Origin of the sequence: Komagataeibacter diospyri (assembly GCF_043995075.1) — a bacterium.
Classification (GTDB): Bacteria; Pseudomonadota; Alphaproteobacteria; order Acetobacterales; family Acetobacteraceae; genus Komagataeibacter; species Komagataeibacter diospyri.
On sequence record NZ_CP171836.1, the window covers coordinates 2,501,426 to 2,520,116 of the forward strand.

At 62.0% G+C, this 18,691-nt stretch carries 19 protein-coding genes; 9 read left to right on the top strand and 10 right to left on the bottom strand.

The window, feature by feature from the left end; all coding sequences use genetic code 11:
- Positions 1 to 214 precede the first annotated feature (214 nt).
- Positions 215 to 418: a hypothetical protein gene (locus tag ACE2AA_RS11725; protein ID WP_141261515.1), complete on the top strand. Its 204-nt coding sequence runs from the start codon at positions 215 to 217 to the stop codon at positions 416 to 418.
- A 73-nt stretch (positions 419 to 491) separates the two neighbouring features.
- Here the strand turns inward: ACE2AA_RS11725 and ACE2AA_RS11730 are convergent, their stop codons facing one another.
- The 7 genes from ACE2AA_RS11730 to ACE2AA_RS11760 all read right to left on the bottom strand — a co-directional run bounded on the left by ACE2AA_RS11730 (position 492) and on the right by ACE2AA_RS11760 (position 7,474).
- Positions 492 to 1,430: an electron transfer flavoprotein subunit alpha/FixB family protein gene (locus ACE2AA_RS11730; RefSeq protein WP_141261516.1), complete on the bottom strand. Its 939-nt coding sequence runs from the start codon at positions 1,428 to 1,430 to the stop codon at positions 492 to 494.
- A 2-nt stretch (positions 1,431 to 1,432) separates the two neighbouring features.
- Positions 1,433 to 2,182, bottom strand: coding sequence for an electron transfer flavoprotein subunit beta/FixA family protein (locus ACE2AA_RS11735; protein WP_141261517.1), 750 nt, complete (start codon positions 2,180 to 2,182; stop codon positions 1,433 to 1,435).
- A 72-nt stretch (positions 2,183 to 2,254) separates the two neighbouring features.
- On the bottom strand, positions 2,255 to 3,895 hold the full coding sequence (locus tag ACE2AA_RS11740; RefSeq protein WP_141301676.1) for an electron transfer flavoprotein-ubiquinone oxidoreductase: 1,641 nt from the start codon (positions 3,893 to 3,895) through the stop codon (positions 2,255 to 2,257).
- Between the two features lie 137 nt (positions 3,896 to 4,032).
- Positions 4,033 to 4,674 carry a 2OG-Fe(II) oxygenase gene (locus tag ACE2AA_RS11745; RefSeq protein ID WP_395369895.1) on the bottom strand — a complete coding sequence of 214 codons (642 nt, stop codon included), beginning with the start codon at positions 4,672 to 4,674 and terminating at the stop codon, positions 4,033 to 4,035.
- A gap of 54 nt (positions 4,675 to 4,728) precedes the next feature.
- Positions 4,729 to 6,096: an oxygen-independent coproporphyrinogen III oxidase gene (gene hemN / locus ACE2AA_RS11750; RefSeq protein ID WP_395369896.1), complete on the bottom strand. Its 1,368-nt coding sequence runs from the start codon at positions 6,094 to 6,096 to the stop codon at positions 4,729 to 4,731.
- A 4-nt stretch (positions 6,097 to 6,100) separates the two neighbouring features.
- Entirely contained in the window at positions 6,101 to 6,886 is a 786-nt protein-coding gene (locus tag ACE2AA_RS11755; RefSeq protein WP_141261521.1) for an OmpW family protein, read from the bottom strand.
- Between the two features lie 123 nt (positions 6,887 to 7,009).
- Positions 7,010 to 7,474 carry a hypothetical protein gene (locus tag ACE2AA_RS11760; protein ID WP_395372202.1) on the bottom strand — a complete coding sequence of 155 codons (465 nt, stop codon included), beginning with the start codon at positions 7,472 to 7,474 and terminating at the stop codon, positions 7,010 to 7,012.
- Positions 7,475 to 7,700: 226 nt separating this feature from the next.
- Here ACE2AA_RS11760 and ACE2AA_RS11765 point away from each other — a divergent pair, with 226 nt between their 5' ends.
- Positions 7,701 to 8,468, top strand: coding sequence for a Crp/Fnr family transcriptional regulator (locus tag ACE2AA_RS11765; protein WP_141261522.1), 768 nt, complete (start codon positions 7,701 to 7,703; stop codon positions 8,466 to 8,468).
- Here ACE2AA_RS11765 and ACE2AA_RS11770 read toward each other — a convergent pair.
- Entirely contained in the window at positions 8,465 to 9,652 is a 1,188-nt protein-coding gene (locus tag ACE2AA_RS11770; RefSeq protein WP_395372203.1) for an AI-2E family transporter, read from the bottom strand. The genes ACE2AA_RS11765 and ACE2AA_RS11770 overlap by 4 nt on opposite strands.
- Positions 9,653 to 10,020: 368 nt before the next feature.
- Between ACE2AA_RS11770 and pqqA the strand changes: the two genes are divergently transcribed.
- Genes pqqA through pqqE form a run of 5 tightly spaced genes read left to right on the top strand, consistent with a single transcriptional unit; the run spans position 10,021 to position 13,195 of the window.
- Positions 10,021 to 10,101: a pyrroloquinoline quinone precursor peptide PqqA gene (gene pqqA, locus ACE2AA_RS11775; protein ID WP_010508617.1), complete on the top strand. Its 81-nt coding sequence runs from the start codon at positions 10,021 to 10,023 to the stop codon at positions 10,099 to 10,101.
- Positions 10,102 to 10,156: 55 nt separating this feature from the next.
- Positions 10,157 to 11,080, top strand: coding sequence for a pyrroloquinoline quinone biosynthesis protein PqqB (gene pqqB, locus ACE2AA_RS11780; protein ID WP_395369898.1), 924 nt, complete (start codon positions 10,157 to 10,159; stop codon positions 11,078 to 11,080).
- A complete protein-coding gene (gene pqqC, locus ACE2AA_RS11785; protein WP_141301686.1) occupies positions 11,077 to 11,814 on the top strand; it encodes a pyrroloquinoline-quinone synthase PqqC in 738 nt (245 codons plus the stop codon). The genes pqqB and pqqC overlap by 4 nt, the downstream gene beginning before the upstream one ends.
- Positions 11,811 to 12,092 (top strand): pyrroloquinoline quinone biosynthesis peptide chaperone PqqD, encoded by a 282-nt coding sequence (gene pqqD / locus ACE2AA_RS11790; RefSeq protein WP_141301688.1) that lies wholly within the window; start codon positions 11,811 to 11,813, stop codon positions 12,090 to 12,092. Before pqqC ends, pqqD begins: the two co-directional genes overlap by 4 nt.
- Complete coding sequence (pqqE, locus tag ACE2AA_RS11795; RefSeq protein ID WP_395369900.1) at positions 12,089 to 13,195, top strand: pyrroloquinoline quinone biosynthesis protein PqqE; 1,107 nt, start codon at positions 12,089 to 12,091, stop codon at positions 13,193 to 13,195. The genes pqqD and pqqE overlap by 4 nt, the downstream gene beginning before the upstream one ends.
- Here pqqE and ACE2AA_RS11800 read toward each other — a convergent pair.
- Positions 13,176 to 14,954 carry a stimulus-sensing domain-containing protein gene (locus ACE2AA_RS11800; RefSeq protein WP_141261527.1) on the bottom strand — a complete coding sequence of 593 codons (1,779 nt, stop codon included), beginning with the start codon at positions 14,952 to 14,954 and terminating at the stop codon, positions 13,176 to 13,178. The two genes, pqqE and ACE2AA_RS11800, sit on opposite strands and share 20 nt — an antisense overlap.
- 9 nt (positions 14,955 to 14,963) lie before the next feature.
- Positions 14,964 to 15,674, bottom strand: a complete 711-nt coding sequence (locus tag ACE2AA_RS11805) for a response regulator transcription factor (protein WP_010508610.1) — start codon at positions 15,672 to 15,674, stop codon at positions 14,964 to 14,966.
- Between the two features lie 244 nt (positions 15,675 to 15,918).
- Between ACE2AA_RS11805 and ACE2AA_RS11810 the strand changes: the two genes are divergently transcribed.
- Together ACE2AA_RS11810 and dnaK are read left to right on the top strand one after the other, a co-directional pair.
- Entirely contained in the window at positions 15,919 to 16,524 is a 606-nt protein-coding gene (locus tag ACE2AA_RS11810; RefSeq protein WP_141261528.1) for a nucleotide exchange factor GrpE, read from the top strand.
- 186 nt (positions 16,525 to 16,710) lie between these two features.
- Entirely contained in the window at positions 16,711 to 18,624 is a 1,914-nt protein-coding gene (dnaK, locus tag ACE2AA_RS11815) for a molecular chaperone DnaK (RefSeq protein ID WP_395369902.1), read from the top strand.
- Positions 18,625 to 18,691 lie beyond the last annotated feature (67 nt).

The window sequence follows — 18,691 nt, forward strand, 5'->3', positions numbered from 1 at the left end:
CATCCGGCAAAAAATGCCGGAACGGATGCAGCACCCCCGGTGTTGGCATTCCACTGACAGGGTCTCCCCATAACGGGGGGACCCTGTTTTTTGCGTATGGCATAAAATAATGGGGTGCCATCCGTCTTTTACGTATCTTGTCCCGATCGGCTTTCTTTACCCTGTCGCTGGTTTCCACGCCTGTGGAGGCCATTCCGTTTAGGGAGGAATATCAATGTCCAGACTGACTGCGGCCGAACGCGATGCCTTGCCGGATTCAGCCTTTGCCCTGCCGGGGCGACGTTATCCGATACCGGATGCAACCCATGCCCGTGACGCGCTGGCCCGCGCCAGTGAAATGCTGCATCGTGGTGACCTGACACAGCAGGAATACGATACCGTCGTCGCCCGCGCCCATGCCGTGCTGGAAGAGGAATAGCCCGGCATGAAAAAAAGGGGCGCGGAAGTTTCCCTCCGCGCCCCTTACGCGTGCTTTATGAAGCGATCAGGCTTCAGCCCGCCTTGTCCAGTTCCGCTTCAAGCTGCGGCAGGATGGTGAACAGGTCGCCCACAATGCCGTAATCCGCCACCTGGAAGATTGGCGCTTCGGGGTCCTTGTTGACCGCAACGATGACCTTGCTGTCCTTCATTCCGGCCAGATGCTGGATCTGCCCTGAAATTCCCATGGCAATATACAGTTCCGGCGCCACGATCTTGCCGGTCTGTCCCACCTGGTATTCGTTGGAAACGAAGCCCTTGTCCACTGCGGCGCGCGATGCGCCGATTGCTGCACCCAGACGGTCAGCCAGCGGTTCCAGCAGCTTGAAGTTTTCTTCGTTCAGCATGCCGTTGCCGCCCGATACGACCACACGGGCGGATTCCAGTTCCGGCCGTTCGGACTTCGACAGTTCGGTGGCGATGAAGGTCGATCCACCCGGACCTGCGGGCAGGGCCACTTCCTCGATCGTTGCATTGCCGCCTTCGCTTGCGACCGGCTCGAAGGAGGACGCGCGGACCGTGATGATTTTCTTCGCATCCGCCGACTTTACCGTTGCCAGCGCGCTACCCGCATAGATGGGCCGGACAAAGGTATCAGCGTCGTTTATGGCGACAATATCGGGGATCGGCTGCACATCCAGCAGCGCGGCCGTGCGTGGCAGGATGTTCTTTGCCGTGGCTGACGACGCGGCCAGGATGTGTGTGTAACCCGCAGCCAGATCCGCCAGCAGGCTGGCTACCGGCTCGGCCAGTTCGCTGTTGCCGGTGGTGTCGGTAACCTGCACCACCTTCTTCACGCCCGGAATGGCGGCAGCGGATTTTGCGGCGGCCGCCGCATCCGGACCAGTGACCAGCACATCGACATCACCCAGCTTGCTGGCGGCCGCAATGGCGGAACGCGATGCCTGACGGATCGCTCCGCCTTCATGATCAAGATAAACGAGAACGGTCATGATCAGATCACCTTTGCTTCGTTACGCAGACGCGACACCAGTTCCGCTGCCGAGTCGAGCTTGATCCCCGCCTTGCGTTCAGGCGGTTCGGCAACCGAGACCACGCTCAGCCGCGGCGTCATGTCCACGCCCAGATCGGCAGGCGTGATCTTTTCCATCGGCTTCTTGCGCGCCTTCATGATGTTGGGCAGCGAAGCGTAACGCGGTTCGTTCAGGCGCAGGTCGGCGGTAATGATGGCCGGCAGCGCCAGCTTCACGGTCTGCGACCCGCCATCGATTTCACGCATGACAGTCACGGCGCCATCGGCGACTTCCACCTTGGAGGCAAAGGTGGCCTGCGGGCGCCCCAGCAGCCCGGCCAGCATCTGGCCCGTGGCGTTCATGTCATCATCAATGGCCTGCTTGCCAAGGATGATCAGGTCGGGCTTTTCCTTTTCTACCAGTGCCTTGAGCACCTTGGCCACTGATAGCGGCTCGGTCACCACATCGGTTTCCACCAGGATGGAACGGTCAGCGCCCATGGCCATGGCCGTGCGCAGGGTGTCCTGCGCCTTGGCCTCGCCGATCGAAACCGCGATGATTTCGCTCACCACGCCTTTTTCCTTCAGGCGTACGGCTTCCTCGACCGCGATTTCATCAAACGGATTCATGGACATCTTGACGCCGGCAGTTTCAACACCGGAACCATCGGCTTTCACTCGCGGCTTGATGTTGTAATCAATCACGCGCTTAACGGGTACAAGAACCTTCATTGCATATTTGCCTGTCTGTCTTCGGATAAGGGCAATCGGTGTGACGGACTACATACCGTACCCGCCACATGATTACATCCCGCCGGGATAGTTCGGACCGCCTGCCCCCTCCGGCGTGACCCAGTCGATGTTCTGGGCCGGATCCTTGATGTCGCATGTCTTGCAGTGGACGCAGTTCTGCGCGTTGATCTGCAGGTGCGGGTCCGTGGCCTCATCCGCCACTTCATACACCGCCGCCGGGCAGTAACGGCTTTCAGGCGCGCGGAATACATCCCAGTTCACCGTCTTCCACAGCGACATGTTGCGGACCTTCAGGTGAACGGGCTGGTCTTCTTCATGGTTGGTGTTGGACAGGAACACCGAGGACAGGCGATCGAACGTGATCTTGCCATCGGGCTTGGGGTAGCTGATCTTTTCCGAGATCGAGGCCGGTTCCAGCACTTCGTTGTCGCTGTGGCGTGTATGCAGCGTCCATGGTGCGCGGCCGCGCAGCAGCATGGCGTCTATGCCGGAATACAGCGCGCCGCCCTTCATGCCGAATTTGGCGAAGGCGGGGCGTATGTTGCGCACCGAACGCAGTTCCGTCCACAGCCAGGAATCGCGGATACGGCGGGTATAGGACCCCGGTTCCACCCGGTCCGTCGCCAGCGCTTCAGCCACGGCTTCCGCCGCCAGCATGCCCGACTTCATGGCCGTGTGGGTACCCTTGATCTTGGGCACGTTAAGGAAGCCCGCCGTATCGCCAATCAGCGCCCCACCGGGGAAGGTCAGGCGCGGGATCGACTGGATCCCCCCTTCGGACAGCGCGCGCGCGCCGTAGGCGATGCGACGCCCACCCTCAAAATACGGGCGGAAGGCCGGATGCAGCTTCACGCGCTGCATTTCATCAAACGGCGACAGCCACGTGTTGGGATAATCCAGCCCCGTGACAAACCCGTAGGATACCAGGTTGTCACCAAAATGGTACATCCACGCCCCGCCATAGGTCCGGTCATCCAGCGGCCAGCCAAAGCTGTGCTGCACCAGTCCGGGACGATGCATTTCCTTGGGGATTTCCCACAGTTCCTTGATGCCCAGCCCATAGGTCTGCGGGTCCACGCCCTTGCGCAGGTTGTACATCGCCGTGACCTGCTTGGTCAGTGATCCGCGGCAGCCTTCGGCGAACAGCGTGTATTTCGCGCGCAGTTCCATGCCTGGCGCGTAATTGTCACCCGGCTGGCCATCGCGGCCGATCCCCATGTCACCCGTGGCAACGCCGGTCACCCGGCCGCTGTCATCCACCAGCACTTCCGCACCTGCGAAACCGGGATAGATCTCGACCCCCAGTTCCTCGGCCCGGCCCGCAAGCCAGCGGCAGAAATCGCCCAGACTGACGATATGGTTGCCGTGGTTGTTCATGTGCGGCATCACGCGGTCAAGGAACGGGATTTCAAGGCTGCCCTTCTGTGTCAGGTAGAGCATCTGCTCCTCTGTCACGGGGGTGTTCAGCGGTGCCCCTTCCTCGCGCCAGTGCGGGAGGAGTTCCTCCAGCGCGCGGGGTTCGATCACGGCGCCGGACAGGATATGGGCGCCAATCTCGCTGCCTTTTTCAATCAGGCAGACGCTTGCATCGGGTGCGACCTGTCGCAGCCGGATTGCTGCCGCCAGGCCCGATGGGCCACCGCCGACAATAACGACATCGAATTCCATAGTCTCGCGCGGGGTCTCGCTCATACCTCTGTTGTCCTCTTGCGTCATGACCGGGATGACATGGGATTACACTATATAGCAGTGTTTCCTAGAACCGTTTGGGGCGCGAATAAAGGCTTGTTGCGCATTCCGTGCCTTACGGGCATGCAATGGCGGTGCGTTTACACTGCCTGTATCCTGCGGGCCAGTTCCTCCGTCGCCTGCCATTCTGGGCCAACGTAATTGACGATCAGCGTCCTGCGTGTGGCGGTTAGCGGGCGCGGGACGAAGCCGTGCCATGAATGTGCGGACGGAATGAACAGCAGCCCCGAATTGAATATGCCCGAAGCCCGCGCGACGGGATCGCCCTGTGGTGTCATGAGGTCAGTTCCCCATTCCGCCGCCTGCGCCCCCATGGAAAGCGAGACCAGCAGCGTCAGCCGCTTGGCCCCGATATCGGTATGGGGTTCCAGCCAGAACCCGTCCGTATCAAGGCATAGTTCAAGCCGCAGGGCCGTGTTTTCAAGGCGTGCGTCGCATCTGTCGGTAAAGGCGGCGCGGGTCTGCGCATTGTCAAACAGGCCCGCCAGTTGCGCCAGCCCTGTGTTCGTGGCCTGCAGGGCCGGGGTGATGAACAGTCGGTGCCCGTTGCGTCCCGCCCGCTGTCCGCCACTGTCGCCGCCCATGAAATGGGGATCGGGAAGCCATGCCACGAGTGCCGCGGCAATCGGGGTCGGCAGCACGTCATACAGTTGCCAGTGGGGAAAGGGCCATGTCGTGGCTGGAGTGGCGGTCAGGGCCGCGATGACGCAATTCGTTTCCATGAAGGGGTGTTCTGCTGCTTGGGCTACGCTGCCATATGGGCTGCGGCCTGTGGTTTACAGGGCGCTGGCGTGGCGGGTGGCGCTGTCGGCCGTAAGGTAGCGGTCAAAGACAGCCGCGACATGGCGTACGAAACTGCGTCCTTTTTCCGTGACCTGCACCTGTTCGCCCGTAACATGGACCAGCCCGTCCGCCACCATGGGGGCAAGACGGGACAGTTCGGGGGCAAAATGGCTGGCAGGCAGGTGATGCTGCGCACAGACCTGGCCCAGGTTGACCTGCATGTCGCACATTACCTGCTCTATGATCGCGGCGCGGACGTGATCGTCCGGCCCCAGGCGCACGCCACGCACGACGGGCAATGTATCTGCGTCTGCGGCCATGAGCCGGGCATAGGCGGCGGATGATACCGCATTCTGCGTCATGCCGCCGGGAAGCGAGGAAATGGCCGACGCCCCCACCCCGATCAGGTTCGGCGCGCTGTCGGTGGTGTAGCCCTGGAAATTGCGGTGCAGGGTGCCCGTGGCCAGGGCGCGGGCCATGCTGTCACGCGGGCTGACATAATGATCCAGCCCGACCGGCAGGAACCCTTCGTCACGCAGGACGGCGTCAATCGCCGCGCGCTGGTCGATACGCGCCTGTGGGCCAGGCAGGTCGCCCACCGGCATCAGGGTCTGGCGCTTCTGTTTCCATGGCACATGCGCGTAACCGAATACCGCCAGCCGGTCCGGGCGCAGGCTGGCCACCGCGCGCGCCGTCCGCGCCACGCCTGCCGTATCCTGCCGTGGCAGGCCATAGATCAGGTCGATGTTGATGGAGTCCACCCCGGCCGCCCGCAGGGCGTTCAGGCAGTCGCTGGTCTGTTCCCAGCTCTGGATCCGGCCACAGGCATCCTGCACGTCTGCGTCAAGGTCCTGCACGCCCATGCTGGCGCGGTTGAACCCGAGTTCATGCAGAAGGGCCGGATAGTCGGGGGGAAGATGGCGGGGATCGACCTCGATGCTGATTTCAGCGTCCGGGGCAATGTCGAAATCCCGGCGGATGGCCTGCATGACACGGCGCATGGCACTGCCCGGCAGGGTCGTGGGCGTGCCGCCACCCCATTGCAGGTGGGTCAGCCTGCGGCCGGGGCCGATCAGGGCGATGATGCGGCGCAGTTCCTCATGCAGCAGGGCGGCATAGGCGGCCCGCGCATCCGCATTGCGCAGCACGGCGGTGTTGCACCCGCAGAACCGGCATAGCGTGTCACAGAAGGGAACATGCAGGTAAAGGGAAACCGGCTGGTCCGCCGGAAGGGAGGACAGCCATGCGCGGCTGTCTTCCGGTCCCACCGCGTCACTGAACTGCGCCGCAGTGGGGTAGCTGGTGTAACGCGGCAGGTTGCCCCCGTAACGGGAAAGCAGGGAACTGTCCGCCGCGTTCATGCCATTAGAACCGGTAGGCGATACCGGCGGAAACGACGGTCGGGTCCAGCGAGTCGTGGGCCGTGACATGCACGCTTTCGCTGGAGTTTTCAGCCCATGCGTGCATGCGCACGAACATCTGCTTCACGTCGAAGTTGAAGAACCAGTTGCCAACCAGCTGGTAATCCACACCGGCGTTGATGGACGGGCCACCCGTGAAGCCGGAGTTCAGCTTGCTGGTCAGGCCGTTGTTTGCGGCATTCATGTTGTGGAACCACATGAACGTGCCACCAACACCCACATACGGGTTCAGGCGCTTGTGCGGACGGAAATGCCACGCGACGGTCACCGTCGGCGGCAGCACCCATGCGCTGCCCACATCAAGCTTTCCACCCACGGCGCCACCTTCGGCCGCCACTTCATGACGGGTGCTGGTCGCGATCAGGTCCAGCGAGATGTTGTCGGTCAGGAAGTATTCGAACGTCAGTTCAGGCATGACCTGGTTGGTGGTCTTGATCCGGGTGCCAGCCAGCGGCGCGCCGTTGGCCCAGACGCGGCTGTCACGATCTTCCGGCAGCACGCCAACGGCGGACAGACGGATCATGAAGTCACCCTTGCCCAGACCGATCTTGGTGGTGGAGCAGGTCTGGAAGATCCCGCAGTGACCCTTGGGCTGTGCCACGGGCACGGGCTTCGCCAGCGGTGCGTTGACGTAGGTGGAGGGCGCTGTCGTCTGCGCATGGACCGCGACGGGGGCCAGTGCCGTGGCGCCCAGTGCAGCCGACATGGCGAGTTTACGAATGTTCTTCATCGTGAGCAGACCCTAAGTTTTTATTCCGGCTGGCATGCAGACGGGATCGTTTAAGAATGTTCAATTTGATTTGTTAAGTGCAGAAATCACGCCCACCTAACATTCGGCTTTGATATGAATCAATCAGGGTGGGTGAACTATTTCCTTATTACGGTCCAGCCTGACTGTTCTTTCGGTAATGTGGCTTGTTGAACACAGTTTCCGGACCGGGCTGTCCTGATTTATCACCCGGTTACTATAGGAAAACGTACGAATTGCATCACACCCCATTTCCCGCGCCAGCGTTTCCATGGCGGGCAGCAGCGCATCAATGATCGTCTGCTGTTGGGTATAGGACAGGGTCAGGATGTAATCCGCCGTCAGCGTGTCGCCCGAATACAGGTCGAACCCGCGACGGAACGTGGCCATGGCGCATGGCGGGCGGCCAGGACCGTAATGGGCGACCAGGATGCCCTCATTCACACGTGCGCCGGATCGCGCCATCCTGCGTCCGATGCGTATCCAGTCCCGCAGGGAGAGATGCGGCAGGGATATCCGGATCAGGGGATAAAGGAGCGGCACATCTGCACGGTCCAGTCGTCGGACCAAAGGCGGGGGGACGGCCTGCACGCGTCGGATTTTCCTCGGGTTGGGGATTTTTGCTTGGTTACGTGTGTTTTACCTGATATTTCCCGGCGGAACGCATTGATTTACATCAAACCATCCGCCATACTCGACGCTCTTGGCAAATGCATTAGTGTATTTCTAGGGAGCCAGGCATGTCCGGTTACTTCGGCGCCGGAACGCAGGCGCCTGAAAGTGATTAGGAATAGTTATGTCGGATATGCCTTCGTGTCAGTTTGAATCGAGGCCTCGGCGTATCGTCATCGGCGCAGGTGGTGCGCAGACCGATTTCTGCACGACGTGCAGTGTCCGCCCCACCAGCGTATGCAGCGTGATCGGACCGGATGACATTTCCCGCCTGTCGGACGCGGCGGTCGAAACCATCATTCCCCCTGGCCGCGGCTTTATCGAGGAAGGCGCGCCGGCAACCGATTTTTTCAATGTCACCTCCGGCACGGTCAAGCTGTTCAAGGCGCTGCCCGATGGACGGCGCCAGATTACGGGCTTTGCCTCACCGGGGCATTTCCTTGGCCTTGCGGTGTCGGACAATTACGCCTTTGGCGCGGAAGCGGTGGATACGGTGCGGGTATGCCGTTTTTCACGCGACAAGATGGCCGACCTGCTGGATGACTTCCCCAAACTGGAACGTCGCCTGCTGGAAGAAGCGTCCAATGAACTGGTCGCGGCCCAGAACCAGATGCTGCTGCTGGGGCGCAAGACCGCGCGTGAACGCGTGGCCAGTTTCCTGCTGGACCAGATGCATGCAAGCCAGTTGCCCGGTCAGGAAAGCAGTGGCGGCAGGTTGCACCTGCCCATGACGCGGGGCGACATTGCCGACTACCTTGGCCTGACCATCGAAACCGTCAGCCGCACGCTAAGCTGGATGCGCAGCCAGGGCATGATCGAAGTGGGCAAGGGCTATGCCATCACCATCCTGTCTGTGCCGAAGCTGGATGTGCTGGCGGCGGGCAATACCTAATCATCCTGTCCCGCATGTCTGTCGTCGGGCAGGTCGGATGTATTCTTAAAGAGCGGTTTGGGCTGGGTGGTGCGTGCTGGCCCCCCCACGATGTGGCCGATCGGGGTCAGGATCTCGACATGGTCGCAGATGATCTTGAACACCGCCAGCAGGGGCACCGACAGGAACGCCCCGAAAATACCCCACAACCAGTCCCAGAACATCAGTGACGCCATGACCAGAACCGGGTTGAGCGTGAAACGCCGCGCCAGCACCATGGGGGTTATCGTCTCGCCTTCCGTCAGGTGGATGCACAGGGAAATGGCTGGCGGCAGCAGCGCCTGCCATGCGGACGGATAAACGAACAGCCCCACAAGGAAATAGATGATGATCCCCATCATCGGCCCGATAATGGGAATGTAGTTCAGCAGGAACGCCATGACCCCCCACAGCAGCGGGTTGGGCATGCCCAGCAGCCAGCACTGCATCATGTTCACCAGTCCGACCAGACTGTTGATGATGGTGATGGTGGCCAGGTACTGCGAAACGTTCCGTTCGATCTGGTAGGCGATCTGTACCGTGCGCCGCTTGTCGGCGAAGGTGGGCATGATTTCCACAAAGCGGCGCAGCAGGCTGTCCCCCTGCGCCAGCAGGAAGAACAGCATCAGGATCATGGTGAAAAACTGGCCCATGAACGCCTGCGTACCCAGCAGGATGGAGGAACTGAAACGGTCCAGTCCGCTCCCGCCGGGGGTTGAGACCACGATGACATGCCCGTCGGGCGTATCGGTCACGGATGCCGGGTGATCCACATGTCCGCCCGCAATGGTCATGAAATTATGGATGCGGTCGGATGCGCTGTTCAGGAGCTGGAACGGCCCGCGCAGGAAGGCCAGGCGTTCCTGTAGTGTATTGATCGCCTCGGGCGCGCGTTCCAGCCAGCCGGTGGCGGGCACGGAAATGGCGGTGCCCACCGCGCCGACAACGCCGAATACACACAGGATCAGGCAGAGTGCGGCCAGTGGCTTGGGCAGATGCAGCTTTGTATGCAGGAAGCGCAGTGGCGTGGACAGCAGCAGGTTCACCACCAGCGCCAGGATCATGGGCAGGATGATGGCGGACGCGAAATACAGGGTATAGAAAACCGCCAGCACACTGAGCAGCAGCAGGCAGGCGGTGCGCGTGTCGATGCGGCTGTGACGCATGACCTCAATGGCGCGCTGCTGCTGTATCTGTTCGTAAGATGGTGGTGGGGGGGGTGACTCTGTCTCGGGCGGCATCAATCAGGTCCTGAGGTCGTGCTGGCGTGGCCCCAACGGGGTTTGGCGTTCCTGTGCCCGCTTTATTCGTATCGTACCAATTATCCTTATGGCGACATATGAAAGTCAGGACCAAGGTTTTTGGCACATTCCCGCTACGCACGCATTGCAGGGGGAGGGCGCACGTACACGGTAACGTGAATTTTTGGGCCTCATATGGCGGAAGACGGCACTTGAAAGCACGATTGGACAGGGTTCAAATACCTGAACACGGAGGCTGCGGCCTTCTGGCACTATAACCAATGGAGAGTCCCATGGCCTGGAATACCCCCAAGATTGTTGAAGTCCCCCTGGGCGCCGAGATCAACAGCTACGTCTGCGGCGAAAAGAAGTAAGGAATAGCGCCGCCTGTCTCGCACAGGCGGCGTTTTTCTTTTACAGTCTGCGTCCATGATCGACATTATCGTTCTCGGCGCGGCGGCGGGTGGCGGATTTCCACAATGGAATTCCAACGCTCCCGGTTGCAGGCGGGCCAGGGCCGGCGATCCGGCAGCCCTGCCCCGCACACAGGCTTCCATCGCCATAAGTGGGGATGGAAAGGACTGGTTCGTGGTCAATGCCTCACCCGACCTGCGGACCCAGATAAACCAGACCCCTGCCCTGCATCCCAGCGAGGGCCTGCGGTCCACGCCCATCGCCGGTGTCATCCTGACGGGTGGTGAGGTGGATACCATCACCGGGCTGCTTACCCTGCGTGAACGCCAGCCCTTTACCCTGCTGGCGACCCCCGAAGTGCTGTCCATGCTGGACGCCAATCCCATTTTTGAAGCCCTGAACCGCGCGGTCGTGACCCGCACGCCCATGGGACTCGACCAGCCACTGGCGCTGAAGCTGATCGATGGCACGCCCGCCGGGCTGACCATCGTGCCGTTCGTGGTGCCGGGAAAAGTGCCGCTTTATGCCGAGTCCGGGCCCGATCCGGCAGCGATCTGTGAAAATGGTGAAACGGTGGGCCTGGAAATATCCGACGGGAAGCATCGGGTCTGTTTCGTGCCCGGCTGCGCGCGCATGACCGATAACCTGCGCGTGCGCCTGCGTGGGGCGGATGCCGTGTTTTTTGATGGCACGTTGTGGGTGGATGACGAAATGGTCCGCGCCGGACTGGGTGACAAGACCGGCCGTCGCATGGGTCACATGTCCATCGACGGCATGGACGGCACCATCGCCGCCCTGCAGGATCTGGGCATCAAACGCAAGATTTTCATACATATCAACAATTCCAACCCTGTCCTTCTGGCGGATTCGCCCGAACGCGCCGCAGTCGAGGCCGCAGGGTGGGAAGTCTCCCATGACGGGATGAGGATTACGGCATGAGCGCACCCCTGCTTTCCCCCGATGAACTTGAAGCCGCGCTCCGCGCCATCGGGGCGGAACGCTACCATAACCTGCATCCCTTCCATCGTGCGTTGCATGACGGGCGGCTGAACCGTGCGCAGGTGCAGGCATGGGCGCTGAACCGCTATTATTACCAGGCCAGCATCCCGGCCAAGGACGCCACCCTGCTTGCCCGCCTGCCCACGGCGGAACTGCGACGTGAATGGCGCAGGCGACTGGTGGACCATGATGGCGACGCACCGGGCACCGGTGGCGTTGCGCGGTGGCTGAAGCTGACCGACGGGCTGGGGCTGGATCGTGCCTATGTTGAATCGCTGGAAGGGCTGCTGCCCGCCACGCGCTTTGCCGTCGATGCCTATGTCGCTTTCGTGCGCGATCGCTCCGTTCTTGAAGCCATTGCCTCGTCGCTGACCGAACTGTTCTCGCCCACCATCATAAGCGAGCGCGTGGCTGGCATGCTGCGGCATTACGACTTCATCACGCCTGAAACGCTGGCCTATTTCCAGCCACGCCTGACGCAGGCCCCGCGGGATTCAGATTTCGCGCTGGGTTACGTGAAGGAACATGCCCGCACGCCCGAACAGCAGCAGGCGGTGCTGGGCGCGCTAAAGTTCAAGTGCGGTGTATTGTGGGCCATGCTGGATGAACTGGAATACGCCTACGTCAATCCCGGTCGTATTCCCCCCGGCGCCTTCCACCCGGATGCGGCATGATCACAGGGCTTACAGACGACAGCGTTATCCGCTTTGCGCGCGGGGTCCGGCTGCAGCATGACCGCGTGCGCGAACGGTGGATCATACAGGCGCCGGAACGGGCCTTCATCCCTGATCCCGTCGCGGCGGAAGTGCTGAAACTGGTTGATGGCACGCGTACACTGGGCCAGATCGTGGCAGAACTGGCCACCCGGTTTGCAGCCCCGGTTGATGTGATCGGGCGTGATGTCCATGTCATGGTCAGTGACCTTATTACCCGGCAGGTGCTGGTGGCATGACAGAAACCATCCTTTCCCCCATGAGCCTTCTGGCAGAACTGACGCATCGTTGCCCGTTGCAGTGTCCGTACTGCTCCAACCCGTTGGCGCTGGAACCCCGTCGTAACGAACTGTCCACGCAGGAATGGATCAGCGTGCTGGATCAGGCTGCCGAAATGGGGGTGCTGCAGGTTCATTTCTCCGGTGGGGAACCGATGAGCCGGTCGGACCTGCCCGACCTGATCCGCCATGCGGTGGGGCTGGGGCTGTACACCAACCTCATTACCTCTGGCGTATTGCTGAACGAAAAGACCTTTCCCATGCTGGTGGAAGCCGGGCTGGATCATGTCCAGCTGTCTTTTCAGGATATTGACACCGCCAATGCCGAACATGTGGGCGGCATGAAGGGCGCGCAGGCGCGCAAGCTGGAGGCGGCCCGACTGGTGGCGGCAGATGGCATGCCGCTGACGCTGAACTTCGTCATCTATCGCGAAAATGCCGCCCGCGTGCCGCAGATGCTGGATGCGGCGGTGGAAATGGGCGCGCGCCGGGTCGAGATCGCGCATACGCAGTATTATGGCTGGGGGCTGGCCAATCGTGAGGCCCTCATGCCCACGGCACAGCAGCTTGAACAGACCACGCAGGCCGTGGAGGCCGCGCGTGAGAAATATGCAGGCCGCCTGACCATAGATTACGTGACACCGGATTATTACGCAGACCGGCCCAAGCCGTGCATGGGGGGATGGGGACGTCGGTTCATCAATATCTCACCGTCCGGGCGGGTGCTGCCGTGCCATGCGGCCGAGACGATCCCCAATGTCGCCTTTCCCGATGTGCGGCATGACACGCTGGCGCATATCTGGCGTGACTCCCCGTTATTCACCATGTTCCGTGGTACGGACTGGATGCCCCAGCCCTGCCGTAGCTGTGACCAGCGGGAAAAGGACTGGGGTGGCTGCCGTTGTCAGGCACTGGCGCTGGCGGGCGATGCGCGTGCTACTGATCCGGTATGCAGCCGTGCGCCCGATCATGAACGGGTTGTCAGGGTTCTGGAAACCCTGCCGGCTGAACCGCCGCCCTTCCGGTATCGCCGGTATGTGCGTGCTACGGATGAGGTCGGCTGACTTCAGCCTTCACGTCCACCCGGGGCAGGCAGATCACGAAGCGCGCGCCCTGTACATGCCCATCGGCATCAATGCGGTTTTCAGCACTTATGGTGCCGCGCAGGGCTTCGATGATCTGTTTGCTGATGGACAGGCCGAGACCTGAATGCTGCCCGAAATTCTCGCTGCTGGGGCGTTCGGAATAAAAACGGTCGAAAATGTTGTCCAGCTTGGCCTGTGGAATGCCGGGACCATCATCACTGACCGCGATTTCGACCATGCTGCCCGCCGGCACCGCGCTGAGCAGGATCTTGCCATCGGGCGGCGAGAAGGAAATTGCATTGCCGATCAGGTTACGCAGCACCTGCACCAGCCTGTCTTCCACCGCAAGCACGGTCAGTCGCCGCTCCGGGCTGTCACCACTGCTGGCCACGGCCATGTAGGGCTGGCCCGGCTGGCGGGTCGCCTGGTGTATTTCCGCCAGTACCGACAGCAGCGGCACGATGGCCACCGGTTCGGCCCGGGCACGCGACAGTTCCGCATCCACGCGGCTGGCATCGGAAATATCGGTAATCAGGCGGTCGAGTCGCCGCACGTCGTCATTTATGATCGACAGCAGCCGCCGCTGGCGTTCGGGGTCATCAATACGCAGCAGGCTTTCAATGGCTGAGCGGATGGAAGACAGCGGGTTCTTGATTTCATGACTGACATCGGCTGCAAACCGTTCGATGGCGTCCATGCGCGCCCACAGCGCGCTGGCGCTGTCCTGTAGCGCGCGGGCAACCTCCCCGATTTCATCGCGTCGCGCCACCAGGCGTTCGGGCACCATGTCCGTACGGTTGGAAGATTCGCGCATGGTATGGGCCGATGCCGCCAGCCGCAGCAGTGGACGCGCGATGGTCAGCGACAGGTACCATGACAGCAGGATGGTCAGCGCCAGCGCCATGAGGAACAGCGACAGGATGGATGACCGCACCGCAAACAGCGAACGGTCCACGTCGCGCGCTTCGCGCGTCAGCTGGATGATGCCCACCGTCGTTCGCCCGTCATGCATTACGGGTTCGGCCACCGTGACCATAAGCTGGTGGTTTGCGTTGCGGCGGATATAGGGCGGGATTTCCATGACCCGCGTGCCGTCAGGCTGGGTCACGGGCTGGATGGAGGGATCGGAATCCGGCGTGTCCAGCGTCATGATCCGTTCACCCGACAGGGTGGGCAGTTGTGCCAGAAGCCAGTTGTACAGCCGCTCGCCCATGTTGACCGATGGCGGGTACAGGGGCGAATGCTCTTCCTCCTCTGCCGGGGGCGGGGGCAGGCTGCCCGCATTGCCATGGTGGCCGGCCTGTTCCACGCGGCTGTCGGCGACGACCTGCCCGTCGGGGGCGAACAGGCGGGCATGCGCGCTGGGGCTTGGTTCCGTCAGGCGCAGCAGCAGCGGACGGGCAAGGGTGGGTTCAAGTGTGACATCATGGCGGGAAATGACGACCGCACTCTGTCCCAGCGCACCGGCATAGATACGCGCCTGTTCACGCAGCGCCGAAACCTCGGCTTCCAGCAGGCTGTTCTGGAACTGCGTCAGGTAAAGCAGCGTCAGCGCCAGCAGCCCCAGCGGGAGCGTGTTGACCAGCAGGATGCGCCGCATGAGCGGCGAGACCAGACGCGTGCGGTATTCCATGAATTCCGCGACTGCGTTCCTGCCTTCCCCACTCCACCGGCGCGGGATCAGGCGGCGCAGTCGGGGGGGTACTGCAAAAGGGAGAGAAAGAACGGGACGCGGCATCCGGCTGGGTCATTCTTCCTTGTAACGGTAGCCGATCCCGTACAGGGTCTCGATCTGGTTGAATTCCTCATCAACCTGGCGGAATTTCTTGCGCACGCGCTTGATGTGGCTGTCGATCGTGCGGTCATCGACATAGATGTTCTCGCCATACGCCGCATCGATCAGCTGGTCACGCGACTTGACCAGCCCCGGACGCGCCGCAAGCGCCTTGACCAGCAGGAATTCGGTTACCGTAAGCTGGATGTCCCGCCCGTGCCACAGGCACTGGTGCCGTGTTTCATCCAGTGACAGCCCGCCCCGCACCATGGTGCCGGTGGGGCTGACACCCGCAGCCTCGCTGCGGCTGACCTCGTTGCGGCGCAGCAGCGCGCGGATGCGTTCCAGCAGCAGGCGCTGGGAAAAAGGCTTGGTGATGTAGTCATCCGCCCCCAGCCGCAGGCCCATGAGCTGGTCCACTTCCTCATCCTTGGAAGACAGGAAGATCACGGGGAGCTGTGAACGCGCACGCAGGCGCTGGAGCAGTTCCATCCCGTCCATGCGCGGCATCTTGATATCCAGCACCGCCAGATCCGCTGGCCGTGACGACAGACCGTGCAGCGCGCTTTCGCCATCGGTGTAGGTGCGGACAATGAATCCCTCCGCCTCCAGTGTCATCTGCACGGAGGTCAGGATGTTCCTGTCATCGTCAACCAGCACGATCGTCTGTTTCGTTGGCTCCATGGGGGCTCTCTTTTCGCTCCTTTGCCGATGCGGGCATGCCCGCCGGTCCCTTGTCCGGCGCAGGCATGTAGCATAGCGTGATATTCACCCGCATGTCATGAGGGGATGCGGGCATCCTGCTTCACTGGAACGCCGCTGGCGTTCCGGCTGTTCCATTGGATCGGGACAAGTTGCGCAAAAACGGCATGCCTGCCGGGAGCGCAATGCCTTGTCCATTGGCCAGTCGTTACCTACTTGTAAGAGCATGAGCGAGAACACAGACCCCACCCCCTTTGCCGATGCCGCAACCGGCGACGGCACACCCAATCCCGCGACTGGTGAACATTCCGGCCACACGCCGGAAGCTGAAGCCGGGCAGGCCGCGGTCGATCCGCGCGTGGCCGAACTGGAGGCCGAGGTCGCGGCCCTGCGTGACAAATGGGTCCGTGCGGAAGCCGAGACCCAGAACGTCCGCAACCGTGCCAAGCGCGAGGTGGAAGACGCCCGGCAGTACGCCGTGCAGAAATTCGCCAAGGATGTGGTCGAAGCGGCCGACAACCTCAAGCGCGCGGTCGCCAGCCTGCCCCAGCCGACCGAGGGCGAGGACAGCATCCTGACCCGTATGCGTGAAGGGATCGAAAGCACCGAACGGTCGTTCGTCGGCATTCTGGAACGCAATGGCATCAAGGCGGAAGACGCGAAGGGCAAGCCCTTTGACGCCAACCTTCACCAGGCCATGGCGGAACAGCACAGCGACGAACACCCCCATGGCACCGTGATGGAGGCATGGACCCCCGCATGGACGCTGCACGGGCGGCTGCTCAAGCCGGCCATGGTTGTCGTGTCAAAGGGACCGGCGCAGGCAGGGTGAAATCGTTTCCGCGCATGTCTTCAGGCTCTTGAAAGCTGCGCGGGAGCTGCCTACATCGGATAGTAACAGCGGTGACGGCGTGTGGATGTGAAACAGACAGTCCGCCCCATCACCGGACGATATGAAAGAAAGGGTCCGTCCCGATGCTTCGGGTCAGGACGGGCCGCTGAAAAGGAGAGTATCTGAATGAGCAAGGTTATCGGTATCGACCTTGGTACGACCAATTCCTGCGTTGCCGTGCGCGAAGGCGACGAGACGCGGGTTATCGAAAACAGCGAAGGCGCACGCACCACCCCGTCCATGGTGGCGTTTACCGACAACGGCGAAATGCTGGTCGGTCAGGCAGCGAAGCGTCAGGCGGTCACCAACCCGTCCAACACCCTGTATGCGGTCAAGCGCCTGATCGGCCGCCGTTATGACGACCCCACCGTGGCGAAGGACAAGGAACTGGTTCCCTACGCCATCGTGAAGGGTGACAACGGCGACGCATGGGTCGAGGCACAGGGCAAGAAATACGCCCCCGCGCAGATTTCCGCCTTCATCCTCGGCAAGATGAAGGAAACGGCCGAGGCTTATCTGGGCGAGAAGGTCACGCAGGCCGTCATTACGGTGCCCGCGTACTTCAACGACGCGCAGCGTCAGGCCACCAAGGACGCCGGCCGTATCGCAGGCCTGGAAGTCCTGCGTATCATCAACGAGCCGACCGCTGCCGCACTGGCCTATGGCCTGCAGAAGAAGAACGGCGGCACGGTTGCGGTCTATGACCTTGGCGGTGGCACGTTCGACGTGTCCATTCTCGAGATCTCCGACGGCGTGATCGAGGTGAAGTCCACCAACGGTGACACCTTCCTCGGCGGTGAGGACTTCGACGCCCGTATCATCGGCTTCCTGGCTGACGAGTTCAAGCGTGAGCAGGGCATCGACCTGCGTCAGGACAAGCTGGCCCTGCAGCGCCTGAAGGAAGCCGCCGAAAAGGCGAAGATCGAGCTGTCTTCGGCCAAGGAAACCGAGATCAACCTGCCGTTCATCACGGCTGATGCATCCGGCCCGAAGCACCTTGTGGTGAAGCTGAGCCGCGCCAAGCTGGAAAGCCTGGTGGACGACCTGATCCAGCGCACGCTGGAACCCTGCCGCGCCGCCATGAAGGACGCGTCGGTTTCGGCTGGTGAGATTGACGAAGTCATCCTCGTCGGCGGCATGACCCGCATGCCCAAGGTGATCGAGGCCGTTAAGGAGTTCTTCGGCAAGGAACCCGCCCGCAACGTGAACCCCGACGAAGTGGTCGCCATCGGTGCGGCTGTTCAGGGCGCGGTGCTGCAGGGTGACGTCAAGGACGTGCTGCTGCTTGACGTGACGCCGCTGTCGCTGGGTATCGAGACGCTGGGTGGCGTGTTCACCCGCCTGATCGACCGCAACACGACGATCCCGACGAAGAAGAGCCAGACCTTCTCGACCGCGGAAGACAACCAGAGCGCCGTGACCATCAAGGTCTACCAGGGCGAGCGTGAAATGGCGGCTGACAACAAGCTGCTGGGCACATTCGACCTGACCGGCATCGCCCCCGCACCGCGTGGCGTGCCGCAGATCGAGGTGACGTTCGACATTGACGCCAACGGCATCGTGTCCGTCTCGGCCAAGGACAAGGCGACCGGCAAGGAACAGCAGATCAAGATCCAGGCTTCTGGTGGTCTGTCCGAGTCCGACATCGAAAAGATGGTGAAGGACGCCGAAGCCAATGCTGCTGCCGACAAGGTGAAGAAGGAACAGGTCGAGGCCCGTAATCAGGCTGAAGGTCTGACCCACCAGGTCGAAAAGTCGCTGAGCGAAGCTGGCGACAAGGTTCCGGCGGCTGACAGGACCGAAGCGGAAGCAGCGATTGCTGAAGTGCGCAAGGCCCTGGAAGGTACCGATGCGGAAGCCCTGAAGACGGCGACCGATCGCCTGACGCAGGTTGCCATGAAGGTTGGTGAAGCCGTCTACAAGGCAGGCCAGGCCGAAGGTGCGGCCGGTGCAGCAGGTGCCGCACCGGGTGGTGCGCCGAAGGACGAAAAGGTTGTCGACGCCGACTTCGAAGACGTGGACGACTCCAAGAAGTCCTGATCGCCGCGAGGCGTCATACAGGCTCCGGAATGGCGGGGCGGACCTTCGGGTCCGCCCAACCTTTCCA

Coding starts and splice junctions, on each gene's coding strand:
- dnaK (WP_395369902.1), top strand. CDS start 16,711: ATGAGCAAGGTTATCGGTATCGACCTTGGTACGACCAATTCCTGCGTT.
- ACE2AA_RS11725 (WP_141261515.1), top strand. CDS start 215: ATGTCCAGACTGACTGCGGCCGAACGCGATGCCTTGCCGGATTCAGCC.
- ACE2AA_RS11805 (WP_010508610.1), bottom strand. CDS start 15,674: ATGGAGCCAACGAAACAGACGATCGTGCTGGTTGACGATGACAGGAAC.
- ACE2AA_RS11730 (WP_141261516.1), bottom strand. CDS start 1,430: ATGACCGTTCTCGTTTATCTTGATCATGAAGGCGGAGCGATCCGTCAG.
- ACE2AA_RS11735 (WP_141261517.1), bottom strand. CDS start 2,182: ATGAAGGTTCTTGTACCCGTTAAGCGCGTGATTGATTACAACATCAAG.
- pqqC (WP_141301686.1), top strand. CDS start 11,077: ATGAGCGCACCCCTGCTTTCCCCCGATGAACTTGAAGCCGCGCTCCGC.
- pqqA (WP_010508617.1), top strand. CDS start 10,021: ATGGCCTGGAATACCCCCAAGATTGTTGAAGTCCCCCTGGGCGCCGAG.
- hemN (WP_395369896.1), bottom strand. CDS start 6,096: ATGAACGCGGCGGACAGTTCCCTGCTTTCCCGTTACGGGGGCAACCTG.
- ACE2AA_RS11770 (WP_395372203.1), bottom strand. CDS start 9,652: ATGCGTCACAGCCGCATCGACACGCGCACCGCCTGCCTGCTGCTGCTC.
- ACE2AA_RS11810 (WP_141261528.1), top strand. CDS start 15,919: ATGAGCGAGAACACAGACCCCACCCCCTTTGCCGATGCCGCAACCGGC.
- pqqB (WP_395369898.1), top strand. CDS start 10,157: ATGATCGACATTATCGTTCTCGGCGCGGCGGCGGGTGGCGGATTTCCA.
- ACE2AA_RS11765 (WP_141261522.1), top strand. CDS start 7,701: ATGTCGGATATGCCTTCGTGTCAGTTTGAATCGAGGCCTCGGCGTATC.
- ACE2AA_RS11755 (WP_141261521.1), bottom strand. CDS start 6,886: ATGAAGAACATTCGTAAACTCGCCATGTCGGCTGCACTGGGCGCCACG.
- pqqE (WP_395369900.1), top strand. CDS start 12,089: ATGACAGAAACCATCCTTTCCCCCATGAGCCTTCTGGCAGAACTGACG.
- ACE2AA_RS11800 (WP_141261527.1), bottom strand. CDS start 14,954: ATGCCGCGTCCCGTTCTTTCTCTCCCTTTTGCAGTACCCCCCCGACTG.
- ACE2AA_RS11740 (WP_141301676.1), bottom strand. CDS start 3,895: ATGAGCGAGACCCCGCGCGAGACTATGGAATTCGATGTCGTTATTGTC.
- ACE2AA_RS11745 (WP_395369895.1), bottom strand. CDS start 4,674: ATGGAAACGAATTGCGTCATCGCGGCCCTGACCGCCACTCCAGCCACG.
- pqqD (WP_141301688.1), top strand. CDS start 11,811: ATGATCACAGGGCTTACAGACGACAGCGTTATCCGCTTTGCGCGCGGG.